21 protein-coding genes are annotated in these 18,540 nt (G+C 47.7%); 5 read left to right on the top strand and 16 right to left on the bottom strand.

The annotated features are described in order from the left end of the window. Positions 1-573: 573 nt before the first annotated feature. The 4 genes from DXA36_RS24990 to DXA36_RS24975 all read left to right on the top strand — a co-directional run bounded on the left by DXA36_RS24990 (position 574) and on the right by DXA36_RS24975 (position 5,391). Complete coding sequence (locus DXA36_RS24990; RefSeq protein WP_118682146.1) at positions 574-2,415, top strand: sensor histidine kinase; 1,842 nt, start codon at positions 574-576, stop codon at positions 2,413-2,415. Positions 2,416-2,556: 141 nt separating this feature from the next. Then, the gene (locus tag DXA36_RS24985; RefSeq protein ID WP_118682145.1) at positions 2,557-4,008 is read left to right on the top strand and encodes an ABC transporter permease; all 1,452 of its coding nucleotides are present in this window, start codon (positions 2,557-2,559) and stop codon (positions 4,006-4,008) included. Between the two features lie 11 nt (positions 4,009-4,019). Continuing rightward, positions 4,020-4,985 (top strand): carbohydrate ABC transporter permease, encoded by a 966-nt coding sequence (locus tag DXA36_RS24980; RefSeq protein ID WP_118682144.1) that lies wholly within the window; start codon positions 4,020-4,022, stop codon positions 4,983-4,985. 76 nt (positions 4,986-5,061) lie between these two features. Continuing rightward, on the top strand, positions 5,062-5,391 hold the full coding sequence (locus DXA36_RS24975; protein WP_182479260.1) for a hypothetical protein: 330 nt from the start codon (positions 5,062-5,064) through the stop codon (positions 5,389-5,391). Between the two features lie 17 nt (positions 5,392-5,408). On the opposite strand, the gene DXA36_RS24970 is transcribed toward DXA36_RS24975, so the two are convergent. From DXA36_RS24970 to DXA36_RS24910, 14 genes are all read right to left on the bottom strand, one after another. Further along, on the bottom strand, positions 5,409-6,890 hold the full coding sequence (locus tag DXA36_RS24970; protein WP_118682143.1) for a recombinase family protein: 1,482 nt from the start codon (positions 6,888-6,890) through the stop codon (positions 5,409-5,411). A gap of 84 nt (positions 6,891-6,974) precedes the next feature. After that, entirely contained in the window at positions 6,975-7,148 is a 174-nt protein-coding gene (locus tag DXA36_RS33125) for a hypothetical protein (protein WP_182479259.1), read from the bottom strand. A 109-nt stretch (positions 7,149-7,257) separates the two neighbouring features. Then, complete coding sequence (locus DXA36_RS24965; RefSeq protein ID WP_087307739.1) at positions 7,258-7,458, bottom strand: hypothetical protein; 201 nt, start codon at positions 7,456-7,458, stop codon at positions 7,258-7,260. 350 nt (positions 7,459-7,808) lie between these two features. Further along, the gene (locus tag DXA36_RS24960; RefSeq protein ID WP_118682142.1) at positions 7,809-8,219 is read right to left on the bottom strand and encodes an RNA polymerase sigma factor; all 411 of its coding nucleotides are present in this window, start codon (positions 8,217-8,219) and stop codon (positions 7,809-7,811) included. A 463-nt stretch (positions 8,220-8,682) separates the two neighbouring features. Beyond that, entirely contained in the window at positions 8,683-8,880 is a 198-nt protein-coding gene (locus tag DXA36_RS24955; RefSeq protein WP_118682141.1) for a hypothetical protein, read from the bottom strand. Positions 8,881-8,894: 14 nt separating this feature from the next. Then, complete coding sequence (locus tag DXA36_RS24950) at positions 8,895-9,542, bottom strand: ABC transporter ATP-binding protein (RefSeq protein WP_118682140.1); 648 nt, start codon at positions 9,540-9,542, stop codon at positions 8,895-8,897. 1 nt (position 9,543) lies between these two features. Continuing rightward, a complete protein-coding gene (locus DXA36_RS24945) occupies positions 9,544-11,580 on the bottom strand; it encodes a hypothetical protein (RefSeq protein WP_118682139.1) in 2,037 nt (678 codons plus the stop codon). 100 nt (positions 11,581-11,680) lie between these two features. After that, positions 11,681-12,814 carry a sensor histidine kinase gene (locus tag DXA36_RS24940; protein ID WP_243114738.1) on the bottom strand — a complete coding sequence of 378 codons (1,134 nt, stop codon included), beginning with the start codon at positions 12,812-12,814 and terminating at the stop codon, positions 11,681-11,683. Next, positions 12,807-13,514 carry a VanR-ABDEGLN family response regulator transcription factor gene (gene vanR, locus DXA36_RS24935; RefSeq protein ID WP_118682157.1) on the bottom strand — a complete coding sequence of 236 codons (708 nt, stop codon included), beginning with the start codon at positions 13,512-13,514 and terminating at the stop codon, positions 12,807-12,809. Before vanR ends, DXA36_RS24940 begins: the two co-directional genes overlap by 8 nt. Beyond that, on the bottom strand, positions 13,498-13,689 hold the full coding sequence (locus DXA36_RS24930) for a DNA-binding protein (protein WP_118682138.1): 192 nt from the start codon (positions 13,687-13,689) through the stop codon (positions 13,498-13,500). The genes vanR and DXA36_RS24930 overlap by 17 nt, the downstream gene beginning before the upstream one ends. A 187-nt stretch (positions 13,690-13,876) precedes the next feature. Further along, a complete protein-coding gene (locus DXA36_RS24925) occupies positions 13,877-14,287 on the bottom strand; it encodes an RNA polymerase sigma factor (RefSeq protein WP_087232188.1) in 411 nt (136 codons plus the stop codon). Between the two features lie 518 nt (positions 14,288-14,805). Then, the gene (locus DXA36_RS24920) at positions 14,806-14,994 is read right to left on the bottom strand and encodes a cysteine-rich KTR domain-containing protein (RefSeq protein ID WP_118682137.1); all 189 of its coding nucleotides are present in this window, start codon (positions 14,992-14,994) and stop codon (positions 14,806-14,808) included. Between the two features lies 1 nt (position 14,995). Next, positions 14,996-15,406 carry a YjdF family protein gene (locus DXA36_RS24915; protein ID WP_118682136.1) on the bottom strand — a complete coding sequence of 137 codons (411 nt, stop codon included), beginning with the start codon at positions 15,404-15,406 and terminating at the stop codon, positions 14,996-14,998. A 4-nt stretch (positions 15,407-15,410) separates the two neighbouring features. Next, complete coding sequence (locus tag DXA36_RS24910) at positions 15,411-15,935, bottom strand: PadR family transcriptional regulator (protein WP_118682135.1); 525 nt, start codon at positions 15,933-15,935, stop codon at positions 15,411-15,413. Positions 15,936-16,123: 188 nt separating this feature from the next. Between DXA36_RS24910 and DXA36_RS24905 the strand changes: the two genes are divergently transcribed. Further along, a complete protein-coding gene (locus tag DXA36_RS24905) occupies positions 16,124-16,483 on the top strand; it encodes a helix-turn-helix transcriptional regulator (RefSeq protein WP_118682134.1) in 360 nt (119 codons plus the stop codon). Between the two features lie 191 nt (positions 16,484-16,674). Here the strand turns inward: DXA36_RS24905 and DXA36_RS24900 are convergent, their stop codons facing one another. Both DXA36_RS24900 and DXA36_RS24895 read right to left on the bottom strand, forming a co-directional pair. Next, on the bottom strand, positions 16,675-18,021 hold the full coding sequence (locus tag DXA36_RS24900) for a relaxase/mobilization nuclease domain-containing protein (RefSeq protein WP_118682133.1): 1,347 nt from the start codon (positions 18,019-18,021) through the stop codon (positions 16,675-16,677). Between the two features lie 147 nt (positions 18,022-18,168). Next, positions 18,169-18,459 (bottom strand): CD1845 family protein, encoded by a 291-nt coding sequence (locus tag DXA36_RS24895; RefSeq protein ID WP_118682132.1) that lies wholly within the window; start codon positions 18,457-18,459, stop codon positions 18,169-18,171. Positions 18,460-18,540 lie beyond the last annotated feature (81 nt).

Below are 18,540 nucleotides of genomic sequence, written 5' to 3'. Positions count from 1 at the left end.
CTAAGTTTAGATATGAAAAAAAGTGCCTGCTTTACCTTTCCTGAGAAAGATAAAACAGGCACTTTCACTGGCTCAATACCTCTTGTAATGAACCTCTATGTATGGTAAACTATGTCCACGATACCATGAATATAATTAAGTCTCGACGGGAATTGAACTTTTGGCTAACGCCAAATTTCGCGCCTTTGCAAACAGAGTGCAAACAATAGGGGGCTAAAATCCTTTGTTTTTGCTTGATTTTGCTTGTACAAGGTTTATAGAGAACATGGAGAAAAGCCTTGATATAACTGCATTTTCTTTATCCCTGTTGATAGGGAATATATGCACTGGGTCCATCTCCTAAGGTTGTGCTCTACCAGCTGCCTTACGGGGAAAAGTGATCGTTGCCAGTCTCAATTTAATATAAGTCTCTGTAGCTCAGCAGGATAGAGCGTTCGCCTCCTAAGGGGCAGTTGAGGGTTCGATTCCCCCAGGGAACGTAGATCCGTACAGAAAGAAGATCGTCTTTTTGTACGGATTTTTTTATATATAAATTTATATGGGTACGGATGAAAAATACAGGGCGGAACAGTTATGAAAAAGATAATATTTCATTTTAAAAAGCTCACAAATATAAGACAGCAGTTATATACCATATATTTTGCTGCTTTGTTTCTTCCTATTATGATTATCGGTATTTTTCTTCTGATGAATACCTATACGCTGCTCGCAAATTACCACAGGGATCTCCTGGAATCAGATAATCTCCGGGTTAAAAATATTTTATTTGAAATAACCACCCAGGTTTATAATATCTCCGAAAATCTGATTTTCGATGAAAAGGTAAAGGAAGTACTGTCCACAGATTATGGACAGAGGGCCAGTCTGATCCAAAAGGCCGGGAATCTGACAGTGGTTGATAATTACGGTCAGAATTATGCGGAAATCGAAAGTATAGAGATATATACCGACAATCCTACTTTTACGGATTATAAACAGTTCTGTCAAGCGGGAGAGGAGATACAGCATTCCGGCTGGTACCAAAAGGCGGTTACCCAGTCCAGCGTGTTCTGGGTTCCCATGACAACCACAGACAAGTATGGAAATGAATACTGGAACCTGAGCCTGGTACGCAGGCTCCCCCTGCCGGATGCGGAATATAATGCGGTTCTGGTTATCAAACTCAGTGATAATTATTTAAGGACAAGGATCAACAGCCAGGAATATGCAGCTATGGTATCCGTAAACGAAGGAGAAGTTTTTTTTAATACCGACAGGAGTGAATATGGTATAAAGCAGAAGGTACCTATTGATTATACGGAGAACTACTACCAGTATACAGGTACAAAAAAGATTAATGGCGTGACATATTTTGTGGATGTTTCCACTCTGAATCTGTACCAGTCCGATTCCCGGCTTTATATATGTACCATGAATGACCAGGGTTATATCAGCATTAAGAGAATCCTGACAATCTGTGTTTTAATCCTGGCAGTGGCTATACTGATACCCGGGATTATCATCCATTATTTTACCGAGTATTTTACATCCCGTGTCCTTATTTTAAGAAAAGCCATGCACCAGGCCAGCAATGAGGATTACGACATACACAGCTTTATCCAGGGACAGGATGAAATATCGGAGGCTTTTTCGGATCTGGAAATTATGGTCCGGAATATAAAAAAGAAGGATGCGGAAATGTATGAGGCCCGCATTAACAAAGCGGAGCTTCTGAATGAACAGCAGGTCATGGAATTTAAAATGCTGGCAAGCCAGATTAATCCCCATTTTCTTTATAATACACTGGAAACTATACGGATGAAGGCTTTTAAAGCCAATGACAGAGAAGTCGCCAGAGCAATCAAGCTTTTGGGGAAATCCATGCGTTATGTCCTGGAGAATACAGGTACCTCCTTTACCACCCTGAGCAAGGAATTGGAACATATAAAAGTGTATCTGGATATTCAGAAGCTGCGTTTCACGGATAAGTTTGACAGTGTAATAGAAGTAACAAAGGATATGGATCCCGGAAAGCTTCTTATCCTGCCGTTACTGCTTCAGCCGGTGGTGGAAAATGCCATACTGCATGGGCTGGAGGAAAAGGAACGGGGAGGATTTATCCATATATCGGTAGGAAAGCAGGAAGGGGAGGAGGAACTGCTTTGTATCGGCATAGCAGATAATGGAAATGGAATGACAGAAGAAGATCTTGCCTGTCTGCAGAGAACGATTGAAGAAAAGGATATGAGCAGGAATAAGAGTATTGGTCTGTATAATATCAATCAGCGGATTAAGCTTACCTATGGATATAAATATGGGGTCAGAATTTATTCGGTTTTGGGAGAAGGAACAAGGGTCTGTCTTTTGCTTCCCATGAACCGTATGAATGAGACGGCTGAGGCATTGCAGAAAACAAGGGAAGAATTCAAAAAGTGAATGTATTTTTAATCAGAATTTTACCGTATTTTTCTAGTTTTACCTTTATTATAATTAATACATCATAAGGGTTGTGAAACCCTGTGGTGTATTTTTTTTACTAAAAATACGGAAATTAAGTTCAGGAAAGGGAGGAATAAAATGAGCAGTACAAAGTCACGAAAGGAAATTCTTACGGATAAACTTTATTATCCCATACGGATTGCCATTCTTTTATCTGTGGTATTTCTGTTTATACCAAATCTCAACCCGGCAAGGATAAGCGGCATGATTAATAAAAACATGTCCCTGTTTACGGCAGGTATTTCCTATTCATCCTTAACGGCGGAATTCGGCCGCGCTTTCAGAAAAGGATGGGTGGAAGAAAGCTCCATGCAGCTGTTATTTATAGCATCCATGGCTATGTGTCTTGGGATAGCAGCATTTAGTGTGAGCGGCTGTATGTCACTGGGAAATCTGAAATGTAAAAAAACAGGAAATATCATTGGCACCATAGGATGTATTGTGGAGCTTGCGGGTATCGGAGGGATATATGCCGCGTATACGCAGGTGGCGCAGACAGCCAAACCGGGAAAAGTGGAACCTGTTTTTCCTTCGGGACTCCTTCTGATACTTGCAATTACGTTGCTCATTCTCGTGATATCGGCCCTGCAGCTGATTCTGTTTCCTAAACTAACCGGGAAAAGCAAATTTGAAATGCCTACTAAGTTCAGGCTTTTCCTGATGTTAATGCCTTTTCTTGCTCTGGTGGGAGTATTTGCTTATATGCCCTTATGGGGATGGCGGTATGCATTTTTTGACTATAAGGTAGGAGATTCCATAAGTATGGAAAACTTTGTAGGCTTCAAGTGGTTTACCGAGCTGTTTAAAAATCCGGCCACAGTAAGGGATATCGTGCGTGTTCTGAAGAACACATTGGCCATGAGCGGCCTTGGAATCGCAACAAGCTGGCTTCCTATGGCTTTTGCCATATTCCTGTCGGAAATAAAAAATGTAAGATTCCGTAGATTTGTACAGACCTTCACGACGGTTCCCAATTTTATAAGCTGGGTCCTGGTATATGCCATAGCGTTCTGTATTTTCTCAACAGACGGTTTTGTCAGCAGCATTATGGTAAATCTGGGAATCTGGGATCAGGGCGTGAATATGCTTATGAGCGGTGATTATGTATGGATTAAGATGCTGGGCTGGGGCCTTTGGAAAGGAATCGGCTGGAGCGCCATTATTTATATAGCCGCCATATCGGGAATAGACCAGCAGCTGTACGAAGCCGCAACCGTGGACGGTGCCGGCAGGTTCCAGAGAATGTGGCATATAACGGTTCCCGGATTGATCCCCACGTTCTGCGTTCTTCTGCTTATGTCCATTGCCAATATTCTCAGCAACGGAATGGATCAATATCTGGTATTTGAAAATGCCACCAACCAGAACGCCATTATGGTTCTTGATCTGTATGTATATAAACTGGGTATCGGAAAAGGGGCCATACCTCTGTCTACCGTAATCGGTATGGTCAAATCCATAGTCAGCGTGACGCTGCTGTTCGCCGCAAACGGAGTATCTAAATTGATCCGCGGCGAAAGTATTGTATAGGAGGGAAGAGCATGGCAAAATCAGCGCAGGAAAAAGCGGACAGAAAGGCTGAAAAGCTTTATGAAAAAACGCACAGGAAAAAATACAGGACAAGACCGGGAGATATGCTTTTTAACCTGATAAATTATCTGGTTTTTATTCTGTTTACCATCGCCTGTATTTTCCCATTCTATTATTTGTTTATCAATACAATCAGTGATAATGACCTGGTGGTGAAAGGCGTAATTAACTTTATACCGCGGGGACTTCACCTGGATAATTACATATCCCTGCTGAATGTCAGTGATCTTTCCAACGCCTTTCTTGTTTCGGTGGGAAGAACCCTTCTGGGAACCGCTTTCATGGTAGCCGCCTCCGCTTTTGTGGGTTATCTGGTAACAAAGCAGGAAATGTGGGGCAGAAAATTCTGGTACCGATTTTTGATTATCACCATGTATTTCAATGCAGGCCTGATCCCCTGGTTTCTGAATATGCAGATGCTGGGTCTGACTAATACCTTCTGGGCGTACATTATCCCCGGAATCGTGGCCCCTTATAATATCATCCTGGTAAAGACCTATATAGAATCCATTCCGGCAGAGCTGGAAGAAAGCGCACAGATTGACGGTGCTACCCATATGGTAATTTTCCGCAAAATTATATGGCCGCTGAGTAAGCCCATTCTGGCAACCATAGCAATATTCGGCGCGGTAGGGCACTGGAATTCCTTTACGGATTCCCTGATATTGATGCAGTCGGCCCCCAATCTGTATACCTTGCAGCACAGACTATATATTTATCTCAATACAGCATCCAACCTCAGCGCATTGATGGAGTCCGGAGGCCAGGTCAGCGATGCCGTCCTCAAATCGGCACTCAGTGCAAAGGTTATAAAATATACCATTTCCATGGTTACGGTAATCCCTATTCTGGTGGTATATCCATTTATGCAGAGATATTTTGAAAAGGGAATTATGCTGGGAGCCGTAAAAGGCTGAGCGATTTGTTACTATATTACATGTTGGTGTTATCCGTTAAAACGGTTTTGTAACACAATTAAAAAGGAGGACGAATATGAAAGTAAAAAAATTAACTGCATTGCTTATGGCTGCCATGATGACTATATCATTGGCTGCCTGCGGAAATTCAGGCACGCCGGCTTCAGAGCCTGCTGCAGACACCGCTGCCCCGGCAGATGGGGAAACGGACGGGAATACGGCTGACACGGATACGCAGGCCGGGGAAAACGGGGATTCCTATGAAGAACTTCTTGCGGAAATCATCCCGGAAGAAACGGTTACGCTGGACGTATTTGATCAGCTTGCCAACTATTCCGGAGAGCAGATCGGATGGTTCGGGCAGATTATGCTGGAAAAATTTAAACTATTTTTTACAAGGGCATAATGCCAAGTGAAAAGGTTTTAGATTTTCCAGTGGATTGTAACACTCTCACTGGTAGCGTCAATCTGTGATATGAGTATATCAACCACCTTGCGCTTATCGTCAAAGCTCACGGACTCCCAGTCATCGAGATAGCCCGTAATGCTATCAATCTGTGAAGCGGAAACAGAATTGGCGGTGAGGTCTGCGACCAGCCGGAGCTGTTTCTGCCGTTCTGCATCCAGTTCCTCAATGCGTGTATTTGCGTATTGCAGGAGAAGCGGATTAGCACCGGACAAAGTGTCCAGAAGTTTCTCGATCTCGCTTTCCGTCTTTGCCAGCGCAACGCGGGCGGCGGTCAGCTTCGGATTGTAGCTTTGTTCCTTACCGCCTTTCAGCGTGTGGAATTTCCGCATCTTCTTAACCATCTCGCCGTAAACAAACGCCTCCATGCTTTGCGCGGTCAGCGTACCGGCCCCCTCGCAGCTCCCATTGTCCGCCCGCTGTTTGCATCGTAGGTAAACAACGCCATTTTGAGCTCTCAGGGCAGTTAGCGCATAACCACAGCGCCCACACTTGATTTTCCCGGCCAGCCATGTGTTATGGCATTTCCGGCCATTCTGGAATGTGGTGTTTTGTGAGAGCTTGCGCTGAACGGTCAGCCAAAGCTGGGAGGGGATGCGCCCCTGGTGGGGCGCAATCACAAGGATCGGCTCCTCACCCTCGCGCCCTTGATAGAGATAACAGCTATTGTCCCCTGTGAACATTTCCGGGGGACTTTCGATTTTTACGCCCTGGGCTTTGAAGTATTCGTAGATGTCCATATCGGCCTGGACGTAAACGGGGTTTCTCAGCAGCTTAGAGATAAAGGCCCGTTGCAACGCCTTGTCATAGACCTTGATGGAGTGTTTGACAAAGTACCGGGTTATATCGCCGTAGGAATTGCCCGGCTCCGCATACATTTGAAACATCAGCTCAGCAAAATCCATTTCCGCATTTTCCACCAGCTTCTTTGTCTTGATCCCGTCCATGACGATGGGCTCGGTATCAAAACCGTATGGCGTCCGGCCCCGCATATAGTAGCCTTTGGTACACCGGGAATAGAAAGCGTCCTGCACACGCATCTGGATGCTTTCGCGTTCAAGCTGGGCAAAGACAATGCAGATATTGAGCATCGCCCGGCCCATTGGTGTGGAAGTGTCAAACTTTTCTGTACAGGACACAAATTCCACATCGTACTGTTTGAACAGTTCCATGAGTTTTGCGAAGTCCACGATGGAACGGCTAATCCGATCCAGCTTGTAGACAATCACCCGCTTAATCAGGCCCAGCCGGATGTCCTGCAGAAGCCGCTGGAAGTCGGGGCGCTCAATGTTCTTGCCAGAGTAGCCCTTGTCTTTGTATTCCTTACCCTCACCGCCTTTAAGCTCATAGCGGCAAAACTCAAATTGACTTTCGATGCTAATACTGTCCTTTTTGTCAATCGACTGCCGCCCGTAAATTGCATCTATTCTACTATCCATAATTAGCTCCCTTCCGTTAAACGGGAGCCAACCTACAATTATATTGTACCTCTGCCGCCCCCTTACCACAAGGATGACTCTGGCCTACCCCCGCCCGGCATATTTGCGGAACACATCAAACAGCCGCCGCTCGACTTCGCGGTTGCGCTTATCCTGTTCCTGCGGGGAAAGAACGGGGGTGAGATTTCTAACGGTGATCGTGCGATCTCCGAGAACAGCAGTTTTGACTTCACTTTCGTATTTGACCTGTGCCTGCATAAAATCCCTCCCATACAATCAAAGAATGTTTTGAAACATGGCAAAGGCCAGCACCGCGAAAGTGCTGGCCTTTGGCCGGATATGTACCTCTGGACAAAGTGTCCAGAAGTCAGTAGGGACTCCGCTCGTAGTGTTGCTGGGCCTCTTCCAGTCCACGGATGTCAAAGACCTCGTAGAGCTCAGCCACCACACGCCGGATGTCCTGGGGTGAAAAACCGCAGTTCTCCATCGCGTAGATCACATAGCCGCGACAGGCATTGTTACTCCACGGCTGGGAGAGCAGGGCCGCCAGTTCTGGATCATAGTTCATAGAGCGTTTCCCTCTTTCTTGATAAATTAGGGAGTGCCGCGCCCGTTTCCTTGACCTGTCCAAAGACAACCATACTCAGCGCGGCATCCCCACGCAACGGAGGAACGGCGGCCCGGAGGGACAGGCGGCCAGCCTGTCCAATGGCGGTTCGTGGCCGTGAGCTGGCCCAGCCCACCTGCGGCGCTGGTGTTTGTCGCTCGTTCTCCGTGGAGAGAAGTCACCGCGCACCCGCCGCCCGGCTCCCCGCGCTATGCTCAGGGCCGCCGCGGTTCCGTTGCGGAGAGGTTTATATTTCCCTCTCTACTAACCAAGACATTTTTACATCAATTCCAAGTGGGAAAACAGCAAAATCAAAAGGTTTTTTTCATGCGTTCCAAGCCCCGCTTGATAGACTGGCGGACGGACTCCTCATGCACACCCTCGGCCTCGGCAATCTCTTTGATGCTTTTGCCAAGAATGATGTGAGCATCGATCCGGCGGCCCTGGATCTCCGGCAGGGAGTTGAGGGCATTCCAGAGCCGGACAAACCGCTCCTTGAGCTCCAGCACTTCCTGGGGAGTGGGCTCGTGCAGGCAGGCGGAGTATTCGATCCCGTCCTCGCAGTCCAGAGAATACTGCGCCTTGTGCCGGGTAAGCCGTCGCTGGTAGGCCGCTTCATAGCGGACGCTGGCCCGAAACGCCTCGGCCACTTCCTCGGAAACCTCGATAAACTGATCCTGTATGTACCAATAATAAAAATCTTTCAGATTGATGGTAGTCATTATAAACCTCCGTTTCGGTGTTGGGTGAACGAGTGACCGAAACGGGGGGGTGGTGGAGAGCGACACCCAGGGGAGCCGCCCCGCACCTCTGGACAAAGTGTCCAGAAGTCGGACAAACAAAATGCGCCTGCGCGACACAAGGCCACGCAAGCGCACGAAATGACAAATTTATTTATGTACTGCCAAATTTCGCATCCACCGCCGGACTGATTCTGCTGGGCGGGTGAGCTTTTTTTGGCAGGTAAATCCCTGATGAATTATGTCGAAGCTGTCTTTGCTTCACGGCGGCTCCCTCCTAAAGCCGCCGTGTCAGCGTATAGGCGTCACTCCTTTGTCGAGGGCATAAAGAACGGCGGCCTTGATTTTGTCAAAGCCGCCGTAAAGTTAATATGGGCGTGTCAATACGTCTGCTTCACGACGGCTTTTTTTCTTTTGCCGTCGTCCGGCAGAATGAAGAGAATAATTATTTTCGTTCTTTATGTGTATCCTCAGGCGTTTTTTCCGCTCCCGTATCTGATTGCCCCTGCGTAGCCCTTTTTCCCACTTCAGAGACAACCTGATTCACGATTGCCACCTTATCCTCCGGCTGGAAATGCAGACGACCCATCGCCGCAATGTACTCTTTTTCTTCAGGGCTGTAACACATTTTCTTCTTTCTCATTTTTATCATCCTTTTTATGACACGCCTTTCAGCATCATGTGGGTTGTCGCGCAGGCATTGACAAACGGATCATGGGTGACCACAACGATGGTTTTTCCCCGGTGATTCAACTCCTTCAAAATTTCCATGACATAGCTGCGGTTGTGCTCGTCGAGGCTCCCGGTTGGCTCGTCTGCAAAGATGATTTGCGGAGACTTCGCAATGACCTTGGCCAAAGCCACCCGCTGCTGCTCTCCGCCGCTCAATGTGTAGACTTTCCTCTGCTCATACCCCTGCAGGCCAACTTGTTCCAATGCGGCGGCAATCAGACGCCGCTCCTTTTTTCTGCTGACCTGTTTGAAATGGGTAGCCGTCCGCATATTACTTTCCACGGTTTCCGTGTCAATCAGGCCATAGTTTTGAAAAAGATATGAGATGTGGTGGCGGCGCAGTTCCACAGCGACGTGAGAGGAGAACGCCGGATTCTTCTGGCCGCAGATCGTGACTACGCCGCTGTCCGGCCGTTCCAGCAAGCCCATCATGTTCAGCAGTGTTGTTTTCCCGGCACCGCTCTCACCCATGATTGCCAGAAACTCCCCACGCTCAATTTTCAGAGAAAAATCCCGGAATAAGGTCTTGTTCCCAAACTTCTTATGGATATTAGATAGGATAATGTCAGCCATATCAGTCCGCTCCTTTCACGATTTGGTATAGATTTCGATGTGCATACTTTCGTCCCACGATCAGTGTTATAAACAACTCTCCGACCAGTGAGCCGAGCAAAAGAATGTAGTCCAGCGATACCTGCATCATTGCGGTTAGAGCTTGAAGCATGAGAATGACAACACCATAGTAAAGGACCGTTACAATGAAATGCTTTCTCAAGCAGCTCCATGTGGAGTACCCTTCGATCAGGCAGGAGGCTATCTTCTTTTTATAATTCTCACAGTGGAGTCTGGCGCTGAAAAGGATCAGGCAGAACAAGCCGGCCAGCAGGACAGCAGATTGTGTTCCATAAAGGATCAACATTTGCCGCTGATGCTGAATAGCGTCAGAGAAAGTATCGGAAATGCTGGGTGTACTCAGCGTCACTCCGGCAATCCCGGTTTCGCGGAGGACCGGCAGCAGTTTCTGGTATGGATCGGTTCCGTCTACCTTTAGGAAATAAGAACCCTGCGAACAATAGCTCAGTACAAAAATACCTTCCAGCTGTTCTTCTTCCACTACAAGGATTGCAGGCTCGTTGATTGCTCCATAATTCCCACTCCCTGTATCGGCATTGTAGGTATAAATCTTACTGGCTTCCCCGTCGTAGAAAATGAAGTTTGTCTCCATCGAATACGCATTGCGGACATACTCACGCCAGTATTCTTCTTCCTGCTCCCTCGATTCCGGCAACAGTACATTGAACGCGGCATTTGACAGCTGAGCGGATGAAATGGGGCTTCCATCCAGTCCATAAATCGGGTTAAATTCCAAATAGTTTCGATTGACGGTAACAGAGGTCTGCCCAAACTCTTGGGCCAGTGTTTTTCCGCCAATCAGATCGTACTCATAATTGCTGGCATCTATCAGGACACCGTGATACCGATCCACTGTGGCGGCGTAGAAATCCTTGTAATGATCTGCCAGTCCCTGTGTCGAGGTATTGCTGGTGTTGACCGGGATCGTAACATATCCGGCAACCTTTTCTGCTAAATAATCCGCCGTCTGCATCGAATGATAGGAGATAGCCACATTCCTAACTGCAATGGAGAGGAAAAAGACGAGGAAAGTGACAAACACGATTTTTGCCAGAATCGTTGTTACATAGATTCCCCGCTTTGGCACCCGCCCCTTGATATGTTCGGCGCTCTTTTGACGGCTGACCAATAGACCGGCGAGCACAAGTCCAATCAGGGTCGCCACGAACAAAACCGCAAAATTAGGCAGGGAGAATAGAATATACTGGCCCCATGCGGATCGGTATAGAACTGCCGCAGCGATTAAGCTAACTCCTTCTACGGCCAGAAAGCTGACCGCCAATGGAAACCCAACAGACCGAACTTCATCGGCCAGGATATTCCTCGTTGTGTAGCCCTCCATCTTTTTCAGGACATTTTGCTTCCCGTTGGAAAGAATATAGAAGGCTATGCTGGCAATCAGCATAAAGGCGGGCACAAAGCCAAACAGTAAAACAGAAAACTGGCCGGAAATGTAGTTTGTGGGTTGGATGGTGACCGTGTATCCCAGCTGCCGGAGTGTGTCGGCCACAATGAATTGCTGCCCCATTTTTACATAATAGGTCCCGGCGGTCAGGTCAAATTGTCCAGCATCGGCCCACGGGAAAAAGGAGATGTCTTGCATGAGAGAAGCCACATGAAGGGGAAAAACGGTGTATCCCGCTGGCTCTGTTGTGGACAAGCACTCCCCGCTCTCTAAAACAGTGTGAGCGGACAGGTCGAGAAAATCTGCTGTGTGGTTTGTTTTATAATATTGATAATGGGATTTTTCGCCTGAATTGTCCACATGGCGGAACATCAAATCGGCGTGAACCTCGGCAAGCGCATGGTCGATGTCAGCGAGAAAGTCGCTGTTTGACTGTTCTGCCGGTTTTTCGATGGTCAGCATGAGCTTATCTTCTTCCACTTGGTCAAGCGATGAAAAGGCAAAATTCAGACAGGACAGCGCCGATAATACGGCAAATAAAATGGTGAAACAGAAAATCATCAATTTTCTCATAGTGCATCCTCCCTATTCTCAGGGAATAAAAAACTCCCCCGTCCTGATACAAAAAGTATATCAGAACGGGGGAAATGATGTTTTCGCTCTATCTTCGCAATCAATGATTTCTTTCTGATGAACTTCTTACATTTTTCTGACAGTCCAGGGGAAGTTGGACAAGGAACTGAATTGTCTCGCTTTCACTGTGCGCGGAGATAGTCCCATGATGCAGTTCGATGATCTCTTTGGCAATCGCCAGACCAAGTCCTGCGCCGCCGGTGTCGGAAGAACGGGCGGCGTCCAGGCGGTAAAACTGCTCAAAAATCCGCTCCAGCTTCTCCGGCGGGATCGTCTGTCCTTTGTTCTGCACACAGATCCTGACTTGCTCGCCCAACTGCGTCAGAGAAAAGAAAATCGTCGTACCTGCATAACTGTAATTGATGGCATTGCGGATCAGGTTATCAATCGCCCGCTCCAGTTTATCCCGGTCACAGACAATCTCAATATTTTCCGGGATCTGTAAGTCCCATTCCAGATTCTTTTCTGTCAGGATCGGATGAAACTCATAGGTAATCTGCATCAGCATCCTGCTGAGATTTGTTTTTGCCGGTTCCAGAGATAATTTGTGGGTGCTGAAACGAGTGATTTCAAAGAACTCGTTGATCAGTGACTCCAGGCGCTCGGCTTTCCGTCCCGCAATTCCGCTGTATTTTTTTATGAGAGCGGGATCAATTTCCGGTTCATCCTCCATAAGTTTTAGGTATCCGAGAACGCTTGTAAGCGGTGTTTTCAAATCATGTGCCAAATACACCAGCAAATCATCTTTTCGGATATCCGCCTCACGAGCATCTTTGATGCTGTTCAGCGTTTGCTCTCGCACAAGATTCAGGTCATCCTCTATGCTTTTGAGGTCATGGGAGAGCATGATCGGCGCATCAGTGGGGTGAGCAAGTTGTTTAGCTGCCTCAGCCACCTCGTCCAGATGCTCCAGTGGCCGCAGCATAAAGCGATAGGAGATATACCCACATCCGGCGACCGACAAAACGATTAGAAGAGGGATCAGAAAAGGTTTCAGGGCCTCAAACCAAACCGTCCGATCCAGATTCGTCACTCCCATGATTACCAGGAAAAGCAGGCCGAGCAGAATGAGGGCTACCTCAAAAATGAGAACCAGGGCAAGAAATTGGACGGTGATTTTCAATGCAAGCCTCTTGTGCATCTCCCGGCTTTCGGTGTCTTTTGCCTTAGTCAATGGTGTAACCCACCCCCCAAACAGTCTTGATATACTTTGGCTTGCGCGGCGGCTCGTGCATTTTTTCCCGCAGCCGGGCAATATGGGCCATGACGGTGTTGTTGTTGCTTTCAAAGAATTTCTCGCCCCAAATATTTTCAAACAATTCTTCTGCCGAAACAACACGTCCATGATTTTTACAGAGATACCATAGGATGTTAAACTCAAATGGCGTCAGAGATAATGCCTCCCCATTCAAAGTACATTTATGACTATCAGGGCAAATATAAAGGCCCTTGCTATCATATTCTTCTGGAACCTCTTGAATGGCCTGATTGGTATTATACTGCTTATACCGGCGAAGTTGCGTTTTTACCCTGGCAACTACCTCCAACGGATTGAAAGGTTTGGTAATATAATCATCTGCCCCTAAAGTTAGTCCCTGAATCTTATCTATATCTTCGCCTTTTGCAGTCAGCATAATGATGGGAAACAAATATTTTTGACGGATTTTATTACACAATACAAAGCCATCCATTTCCGGCATCATTATATCTAAAATTGCCAGGCTGATTGGCTCATGTTCAACACACGCAAGAGCTTCTTTGGGGCGATAGAATTTCCTGACTTGATAGTTTTCGTTTTTTAAGTAGACTTCTAATAGGTCGGCAATTTCCTTTTCGTCATCAACAATCAGGATTGTTTCACCATTTTTGCTCATAATCATCACCACTCTTTCTTCTTTTATCAACTGGTTTTTCGGCCCCTTTCGGCATAAGCCAAACACCGGCCATTTTCACAGCGCCAGGAATACGGCCCTCAACGCAGTAATAGTTGACTTGACGGGACGAAACGCCCCATTTTTCACTTGCCTCTCTTAGTGTCATGTAGTCCATATTCGCACCCCCGACAACATTTCTTATTATATTTCATTAGCTCGAAGAATACAAGGTGGAAGCTATGACGGAAGTGTAAAACAAACAGAGGCTGCAAGTAGCAGCCTCCGCTTGCAAAACTATTGATAAATCAACTCTGTTAAGAAAGACATTTTTGCATCAATTCCAAGTGAGGGAACAGCAAAAATCAAAAAGTTTTTTTCATGCGTTCCAAGCCCCGCTTGATAGACTGGCGGACGGACTCCTCATGCACACCCTCGGCCTCGGCAATCTCTTTGATGCTTTTGCCAAGAATGATGTGAGCATCGATCCGGCGGCCCTGGATCTCCGGCAGGGAGTTGAGGGCGTTCCAAAGACGGATAAACCGCTCCTTGAGCTCCAGGACTTCCTGGGGAGTGGGCTCGTGCAGGCAGGCGGAGTATTCGATCCCGTCCTCACAGTCCAGGGAATATTGCGCCTTGTGCCGGGTGAGCCGCCGCTGGTAAGCCGCTTCATAGCGGACGCTGGCCCGGAGCGCCTCGGCCACTTCCTCGGAAACCTCAATAAACTGATCTTGTATGTACCAATAATAAAAATCTTTCAGATTGATGGTAGTCATTATAACCCTCCGTTTCGGTGTTGGGTGAACGAGTGACCGAAACGGGGGCTGGTGGAGAGCGGCAACCTGGAGAACCGCCCCGCACCTCTGGACAAAGTGTCCAGAAGTCGGACAAACAAAATGCGCCTGCGCGACACAAGGCCACGCAAGCGCACGAAATGACAAATTTATTTATGTACTGCCAAACTGCATATCCACCGCCAGACTGATCCTGTTCGGGGGACGAGCTTTTTTTGACAGGTTAGGGGGATGGAAAAGGGAAAAAGACACGGCGATACCTCCCGGACACCGCCGTATCCTTAAAAAAGGGCGACTTTAATACACCCCCCGTATTCTAATTTTTCAAAAAGAAAACGGCGGCTTGAAATTTGTTATTTCAAAACCGCCGTAAGGCTACTGTATTTTGCTTTGGCGCGTGATGATCCAGCCGCCGAAACAACGGTTTTTTTATATGCCGTTGGGCGGGTAAAGGCTATAATATAAAAAAGCAGAACCAATAAACCACATCACTAAAATGGTTATCGGCTCTGCGTCTTTGCGTCTGGCTCTTTGATAACAATTATTTGAAAATCTTTTGCGTTAATTAGATTTTCTTGTTTGCATTTTGGACAGAATAAAGGGAAATTTTTTAATTCAGTATCGTATCTAACTTTGATCCTCGTTTTATTGCCACACATAGGGCAATATATCCACTGTTCATCCGTCATTTTATCGCCCCCTGTGTTTAGCCTTTTTCTTTTCTTGCCGTAAGGCATATTGACGCTCTTGTTCAGCTTCACGCTGTTCTCGACTTTTTGTTTTTCGCACAAGTTTATTTTGCTCGTGTTGAAGTTTTAATGCCTGTTGTGCTTTAGTCCCAATCCCTCTATTTTGTAAATGATTGTTAATTTCACGTTGCATTCGTTTAGGATTTATTTTTCGTTCTTCGGCAAGCTCGGTTTTTATGGGGGGACTAAATTGCAACTTCCCCCAATTTTTTAACAAAAACTCATATATTTCATAGTCTTTCGGCTCAGCACCAAAGGTTATTTTACAAACCTCATATTTGTCCTCATCAAATCGTTCATATAAGCCAATCCAAAAAGGATCTTCAAATAGAATAGTTAGGCTACATTTCATGGTATCAGTCCTTTTCAAACTGTTCTCGAAATGTATTAAGCCATTCCAAAAGCGTTTTATAAAGAAGTCCCTGCTGTTCAATAATAGTTTTCCCGACAAGAGGAATATTTGAGTATTCAGTCAAATATTCCTCGTTAGTGTGAACAGAAGCTATGATGCTTTCTTTTAGCTTAGAAATCAAATCGAGAGCAACACTTTTATCAAGTTTATTTAGATTAGCGATAACGACATTAAAGTCAAAGAGCAAAGGAACTGTCTGGGTGGCATAATATTGCATCAAACTATTAAAGTATTTCCTTCCCTCGTCAGTGAGAGAATACACTGCCTTATCAGCAAATCTATCTCCTTTAACAATGTTGCTTTGAAGATAGCCCTTTTCGCTTAACTGCAAGACTTTTCTATAAATTGAGGGGACACTTATTTTCGTCCACCTTGAAAGATGATGATATTCAATATCTTTCTGTATGTCGTATGCGCTTTGCGGTTTTTCGGATACAATTCCAAGAATCACTAAATCTATCGTTGACATTTCTTAATACCTCCACTTTGCTATCATCAATATTACTATCAATGATAGCAAAAGTCAAGCGTTAGGCGCTAATTTATGACCGGCCTATCTTTAATAAATCCGAACATGAAATTAAACAGTCAGTAGTATGAAATACATACTCGTTCAAATAATAACACCTGAAATGTAAAATTACATTAGGTGATATTATGAAGATTGAGAGAGATAACCGACGATTTGATTTTCACGATATAGGGCTCGCCATCAAGCGGGCAAGGGAGGCCAGCGGGATGACGCAGGAGCAACTGGCCTATATTGTTGACCGGGCTCCGCGCACCATCATGTATAACGAGAATGACGGCCAGCACCCCAGCCTCAACACCTTTTATCAGATGGTCACAATGTTCGATATATCGGTAGATCAATACTTCTATCCGTCCAAGAATAAAGGGAGCGAGTGCAGAAAGCGGATTGACGCCATGCTCAACGCCCTGGACGAAAAAGAACTAAAAATTGTAGAAGCCACGATCCAAGCGATGAAAGCGGCTAAAGAAACGGAGGATGCGTAAGAAAAGTGTGTACCTCCGTTTTTTCGCGCCATTTTCGGGGCTTGCACAAAACGGCAAGCAATTCGGGTGTGGCCACACTCCGAAATTTTCACAGGCCGCAGGCTCGTGAAAATGCTTGTTGGGGAGCTCCCCAAACCCGCCGGACTTCTGGACACTTTGTCCAGAAGTCCCTGGTTGTCTGCGGCCCGGAGCTATCGCTCCTGGGCCTTATTTTCACGCCCATCCGTATGGCCGAGCAGATGGTCAATGTTCGCCTTGACCGCCACGGCCTGCCGCATTTCCGCCTGGGCCTTGCGATATTCCACATAAAGGGCCTTTCTCTTTTCGGAGAGCTCCCGGCGCTCCTTTTTCAGCGCGTCCATTTTCGGGAGCTTCGCCCCGCCCAAAAGATCGTTCATAGTAGCTTTGGCCGCCCGGTAGTCTGCCAGCTCCGCCTCATGCTGGGCCAGGTACTTTTTAGAATACCGGGCCGCCTTGTAGCCGTCGAACACAGGGCGCGTCTTTGCATACTGTACCACCGCGCCCATGAGCTCAGAAGTTTTGGAGAGAGCCGCCTCCGTGTCCCGCAGCTCCCCAGCCAGCTTGTGGGCGCGATCCACCGCCGCCTCGGTGCTGGCGGCCAGCGCGTCATAATCCATCAGATCGTGTTCCCGGAGGTACTGGAGCGCGGCGGCCATCTGTTTGAGGTTGTAAACTTTGGCCCACCGCTCATAGGCGGGGCCTTTGCCCTGGGCCATGCGCTCTTGAATGTCGATAATCAGATTGACGCGCCGGGCCGGGGCCGGGCCATCCTTCGGGAACTCCGGGATGGGCCGCTCCCCGGCAATTACCGCCCGGATGTCATCGGGATCGAAACCGGGGCCCAGGGTGGATGCCCGCAGACGGGTGTACTTATCCTGCCCAGGGGCCAGGAACGAGATCGCGCCGCCCCGCCCATGCTTTACTTGAAAGCCGGACTCCTCCATAAGCCGCAGGAACGCCGGGAAGTCAGCGGGCCGTTGCCCCAGGGCCTCCACGATGGCCAGCCGCACCCGCTGTTGTGCAGAGGGCGGTTTTTCCCCGATCCACTGGCCATAGTGAAGAAAGCGGCCTTTGCTGTGCTGTTTTGGATTTTGAATGACGGACAGCTCATGCTCGATGCACACCCGGTCAGAGAGCCGCCGCACCGCAAAGCTGGAGCCAATGAAATTATGAAACTTCCGGGAGCAGTCCTGGGCCGTGGAGTTGTAATAAATGTGATTGTGAATGTGGCCCTTGTCGATGTGGGTACAAACGAAAAACTGGTACTTGCCCTTTGTCCAGCGCATGGCCGTTTCATAGCCGATTTTGTTTGCCTCCTCCGGCGTGACCTCACCGGGAGGAAACGCCTGCCGGATCTGAAAGAACAGGGCCCCGCGCTCCACGGCCCGGCCCGTTTCCGCCTGGTACTGGCTTTTCGTCAGAAGAAACTCAGCGGGGGCCGACGCCGGATCGCAGAGGTAGGCAGACACGGCCCCCAGCTTTTTCGGATTGAGCCCGTAGGCAAACCGATCCTCCATTGTCTGAATAGCAGTTTTTCCCGCCGCTACCTTGTAGGGCCGGATGTAAGTTGTAGCGATAGCCGCACCTCCTTTCCCAGCAGAAAAAGCGGGCGGCGGTCTACTCCACCCGCCGCCCGGCACTTCTGGACAAAGTGTCCATAAGTATCAGCTCGACATAAAGTCCATCGCCGCATACTTTATCCCATGCAGACGCTCCACCAGCCAGCCGCCCAGGGCCGGGAGCCCAAAGGGGGAAACCAGGAACGCCAGCACAAACATGGCGATACAGCCTACTGTCTGCCCGGCCAGCAGGCAGAGGATCGCCAGCAGGGACAGGCCCACACAAGCCACAATGCACACCGCCCCCGCCACGCAGGACAGGAACGTAAGCACCGCCACAATGAGGATCAGGGCCAGGACAAAGGGAGCCGCGATGATTTTTAAGATTGTCCGCATGGTTCATACCTCCTACAAAAGTTCGTTGTTCGCTTCTATATGTATATTATAACTCTGCGGGAGGGGGCCAACAAGGATGCC

This window comes from Eisenbergiella sp. OF01-20, from assembly GCF_003478085.1.
Lineage (GTDB): Bacteria > Bacillota > Clostridia > Lachnospirales > Lachnospiraceae > Eisenbergiella.
The sequence above is the reverse complement of the archived record's forward strand: the minus strand, read 5'-3'. Positions and strand labels throughout refer to the sequence as shown.

Bases quoted from the DNA above. Each gene is read 5' to 3' on its own strand.
- DXA36_RS24990 (WP_118682146.1), top strand. From the start codon at position 574: ATGAAAAAGATAATATTTCATTTTAAAAAGCTCACAAATATAAGACAG.
- DXA36_RS24985 (WP_118682145.1), top strand. From the start codon at position 2,557: ATGAGCAGTACAAAGTCACGAAAGGAAATTCTTACGGATAAACTTTAT.
- DXA36_RS24980 (WP_118682144.1), top strand. From the start codon at position 4,020: ATGGCAAAATCAGCGCAGGAAAAAGCGGACAGAAAGGCTGAAAAGCTT.
- DXA36_RS24975 (WP_182479260.1), top strand. From the start codon at position 5,062: ATGAAAGTAAAAAAATTAACTGCATTGCTTATGGCTGCCATGATGACT.
- DXA36_RS24970 (WP_118682143.1), bottom strand. From the start codon at position 6,890: ATGGATAGTAGAATAGATGCAATTTACGGGCGGCAGTCGATTGACAAA.
- DXA36_RS33125 (WP_182479259.1), bottom strand. From the start codon at position 7,148: ATGCAGGCACAGGTCAAATACGAAAGTGAAGTCAAAACTGCTGTTCTC.
- DXA36_RS24965 (WP_087307739.1), bottom strand. From the start codon at position 7,458: ATGAACTATGATCCAGAACTGGCGGCCCTGCTCTCCCAGCCGTGGAGT.
- DXA36_RS24960 (WP_118682142.1), bottom strand. From the start codon at position 8,219: ATGACTACCATCAATCTGAAAGATTTTTATTATTGGTACATACAGGAT.
- DXA36_RS24955 (WP_118682141.1), bottom strand. From the start codon at position 8,880: ATGAGAAAGAAGAAAATGTGTTACAGCCCTGAAGAAAAAGAGTACATT.
- DXA36_RS24950 (WP_118682140.1), bottom strand. From the start codon at position 9,542: ATGGCTGACATTATCCTATCTAATATCCATAAGAAGTTTGGGAACAAG.
- DXA36_RS24945 (WP_118682139.1), bottom strand. From the start codon at position 11,580: ATGAGAAAATTGATGATTTTCTGTTTCACCATTTTATTTGCCGTATTA.
- vanR (WP_118682157.1), bottom strand. From the start codon at position 13,514: ATGAGCAAAAATGGTGAAACAATCCTGATTGTTGATGACGAAAAGGAA.
- DXA36_RS24930 (WP_118682138.1), bottom strand. From the start codon at position 13,689: ATGGACTACATGACACTAAGAGAGGCAAGTGAAAAATGGGGCGTTTCG.
- DXA36_RS24925 (WP_087232188.1), bottom strand. From the start codon at position 14,287: ATGACTACCATCAATCTGAAAGATTTTTATTATTGGTACATACAAGAT.
- DXA36_RS24920 (WP_118682137.1), bottom strand. From the start codon at position 14,994: ATGACGGATGAACAGTGGATATATTGCCCTATGTGTGGCAATAAAACG.
- DXA36_RS24915 (WP_118682136.1), bottom strand. From the start codon at position 15,406: ATGAAATGTAGCCTAACTATTCTATTTGAAGATCCTTTTTGGATTGGC.
- DXA36_RS24910 (WP_118682135.1), bottom strand. From the start codon at position 15,935: ATGTCAACGATAGATTTAGTGATTCTTGGAATTGTATCCGAAAAACCG.
- DXA36_RS24905 (WP_118682134.1), top strand. From the start codon at position 16,124: ATGAAGATTGAGAGAGATAACCGACGATTTGATTTTCACGATATAGGG.
- DXA36_RS24900 (WP_118682133.1), bottom strand. From the start codon at position 18,021: ATGGAGGATCGGTTTGCCTACGGGCTCAATCCGAAAAAGCTGGGGGCC.
- DXA36_RS24895 (WP_118682132.1), bottom strand. From the start codon at position 18,459: ATGCGGACAATCTTAAAAATCATCGCGGCTCCCTTTGTCCTGGCCCTG.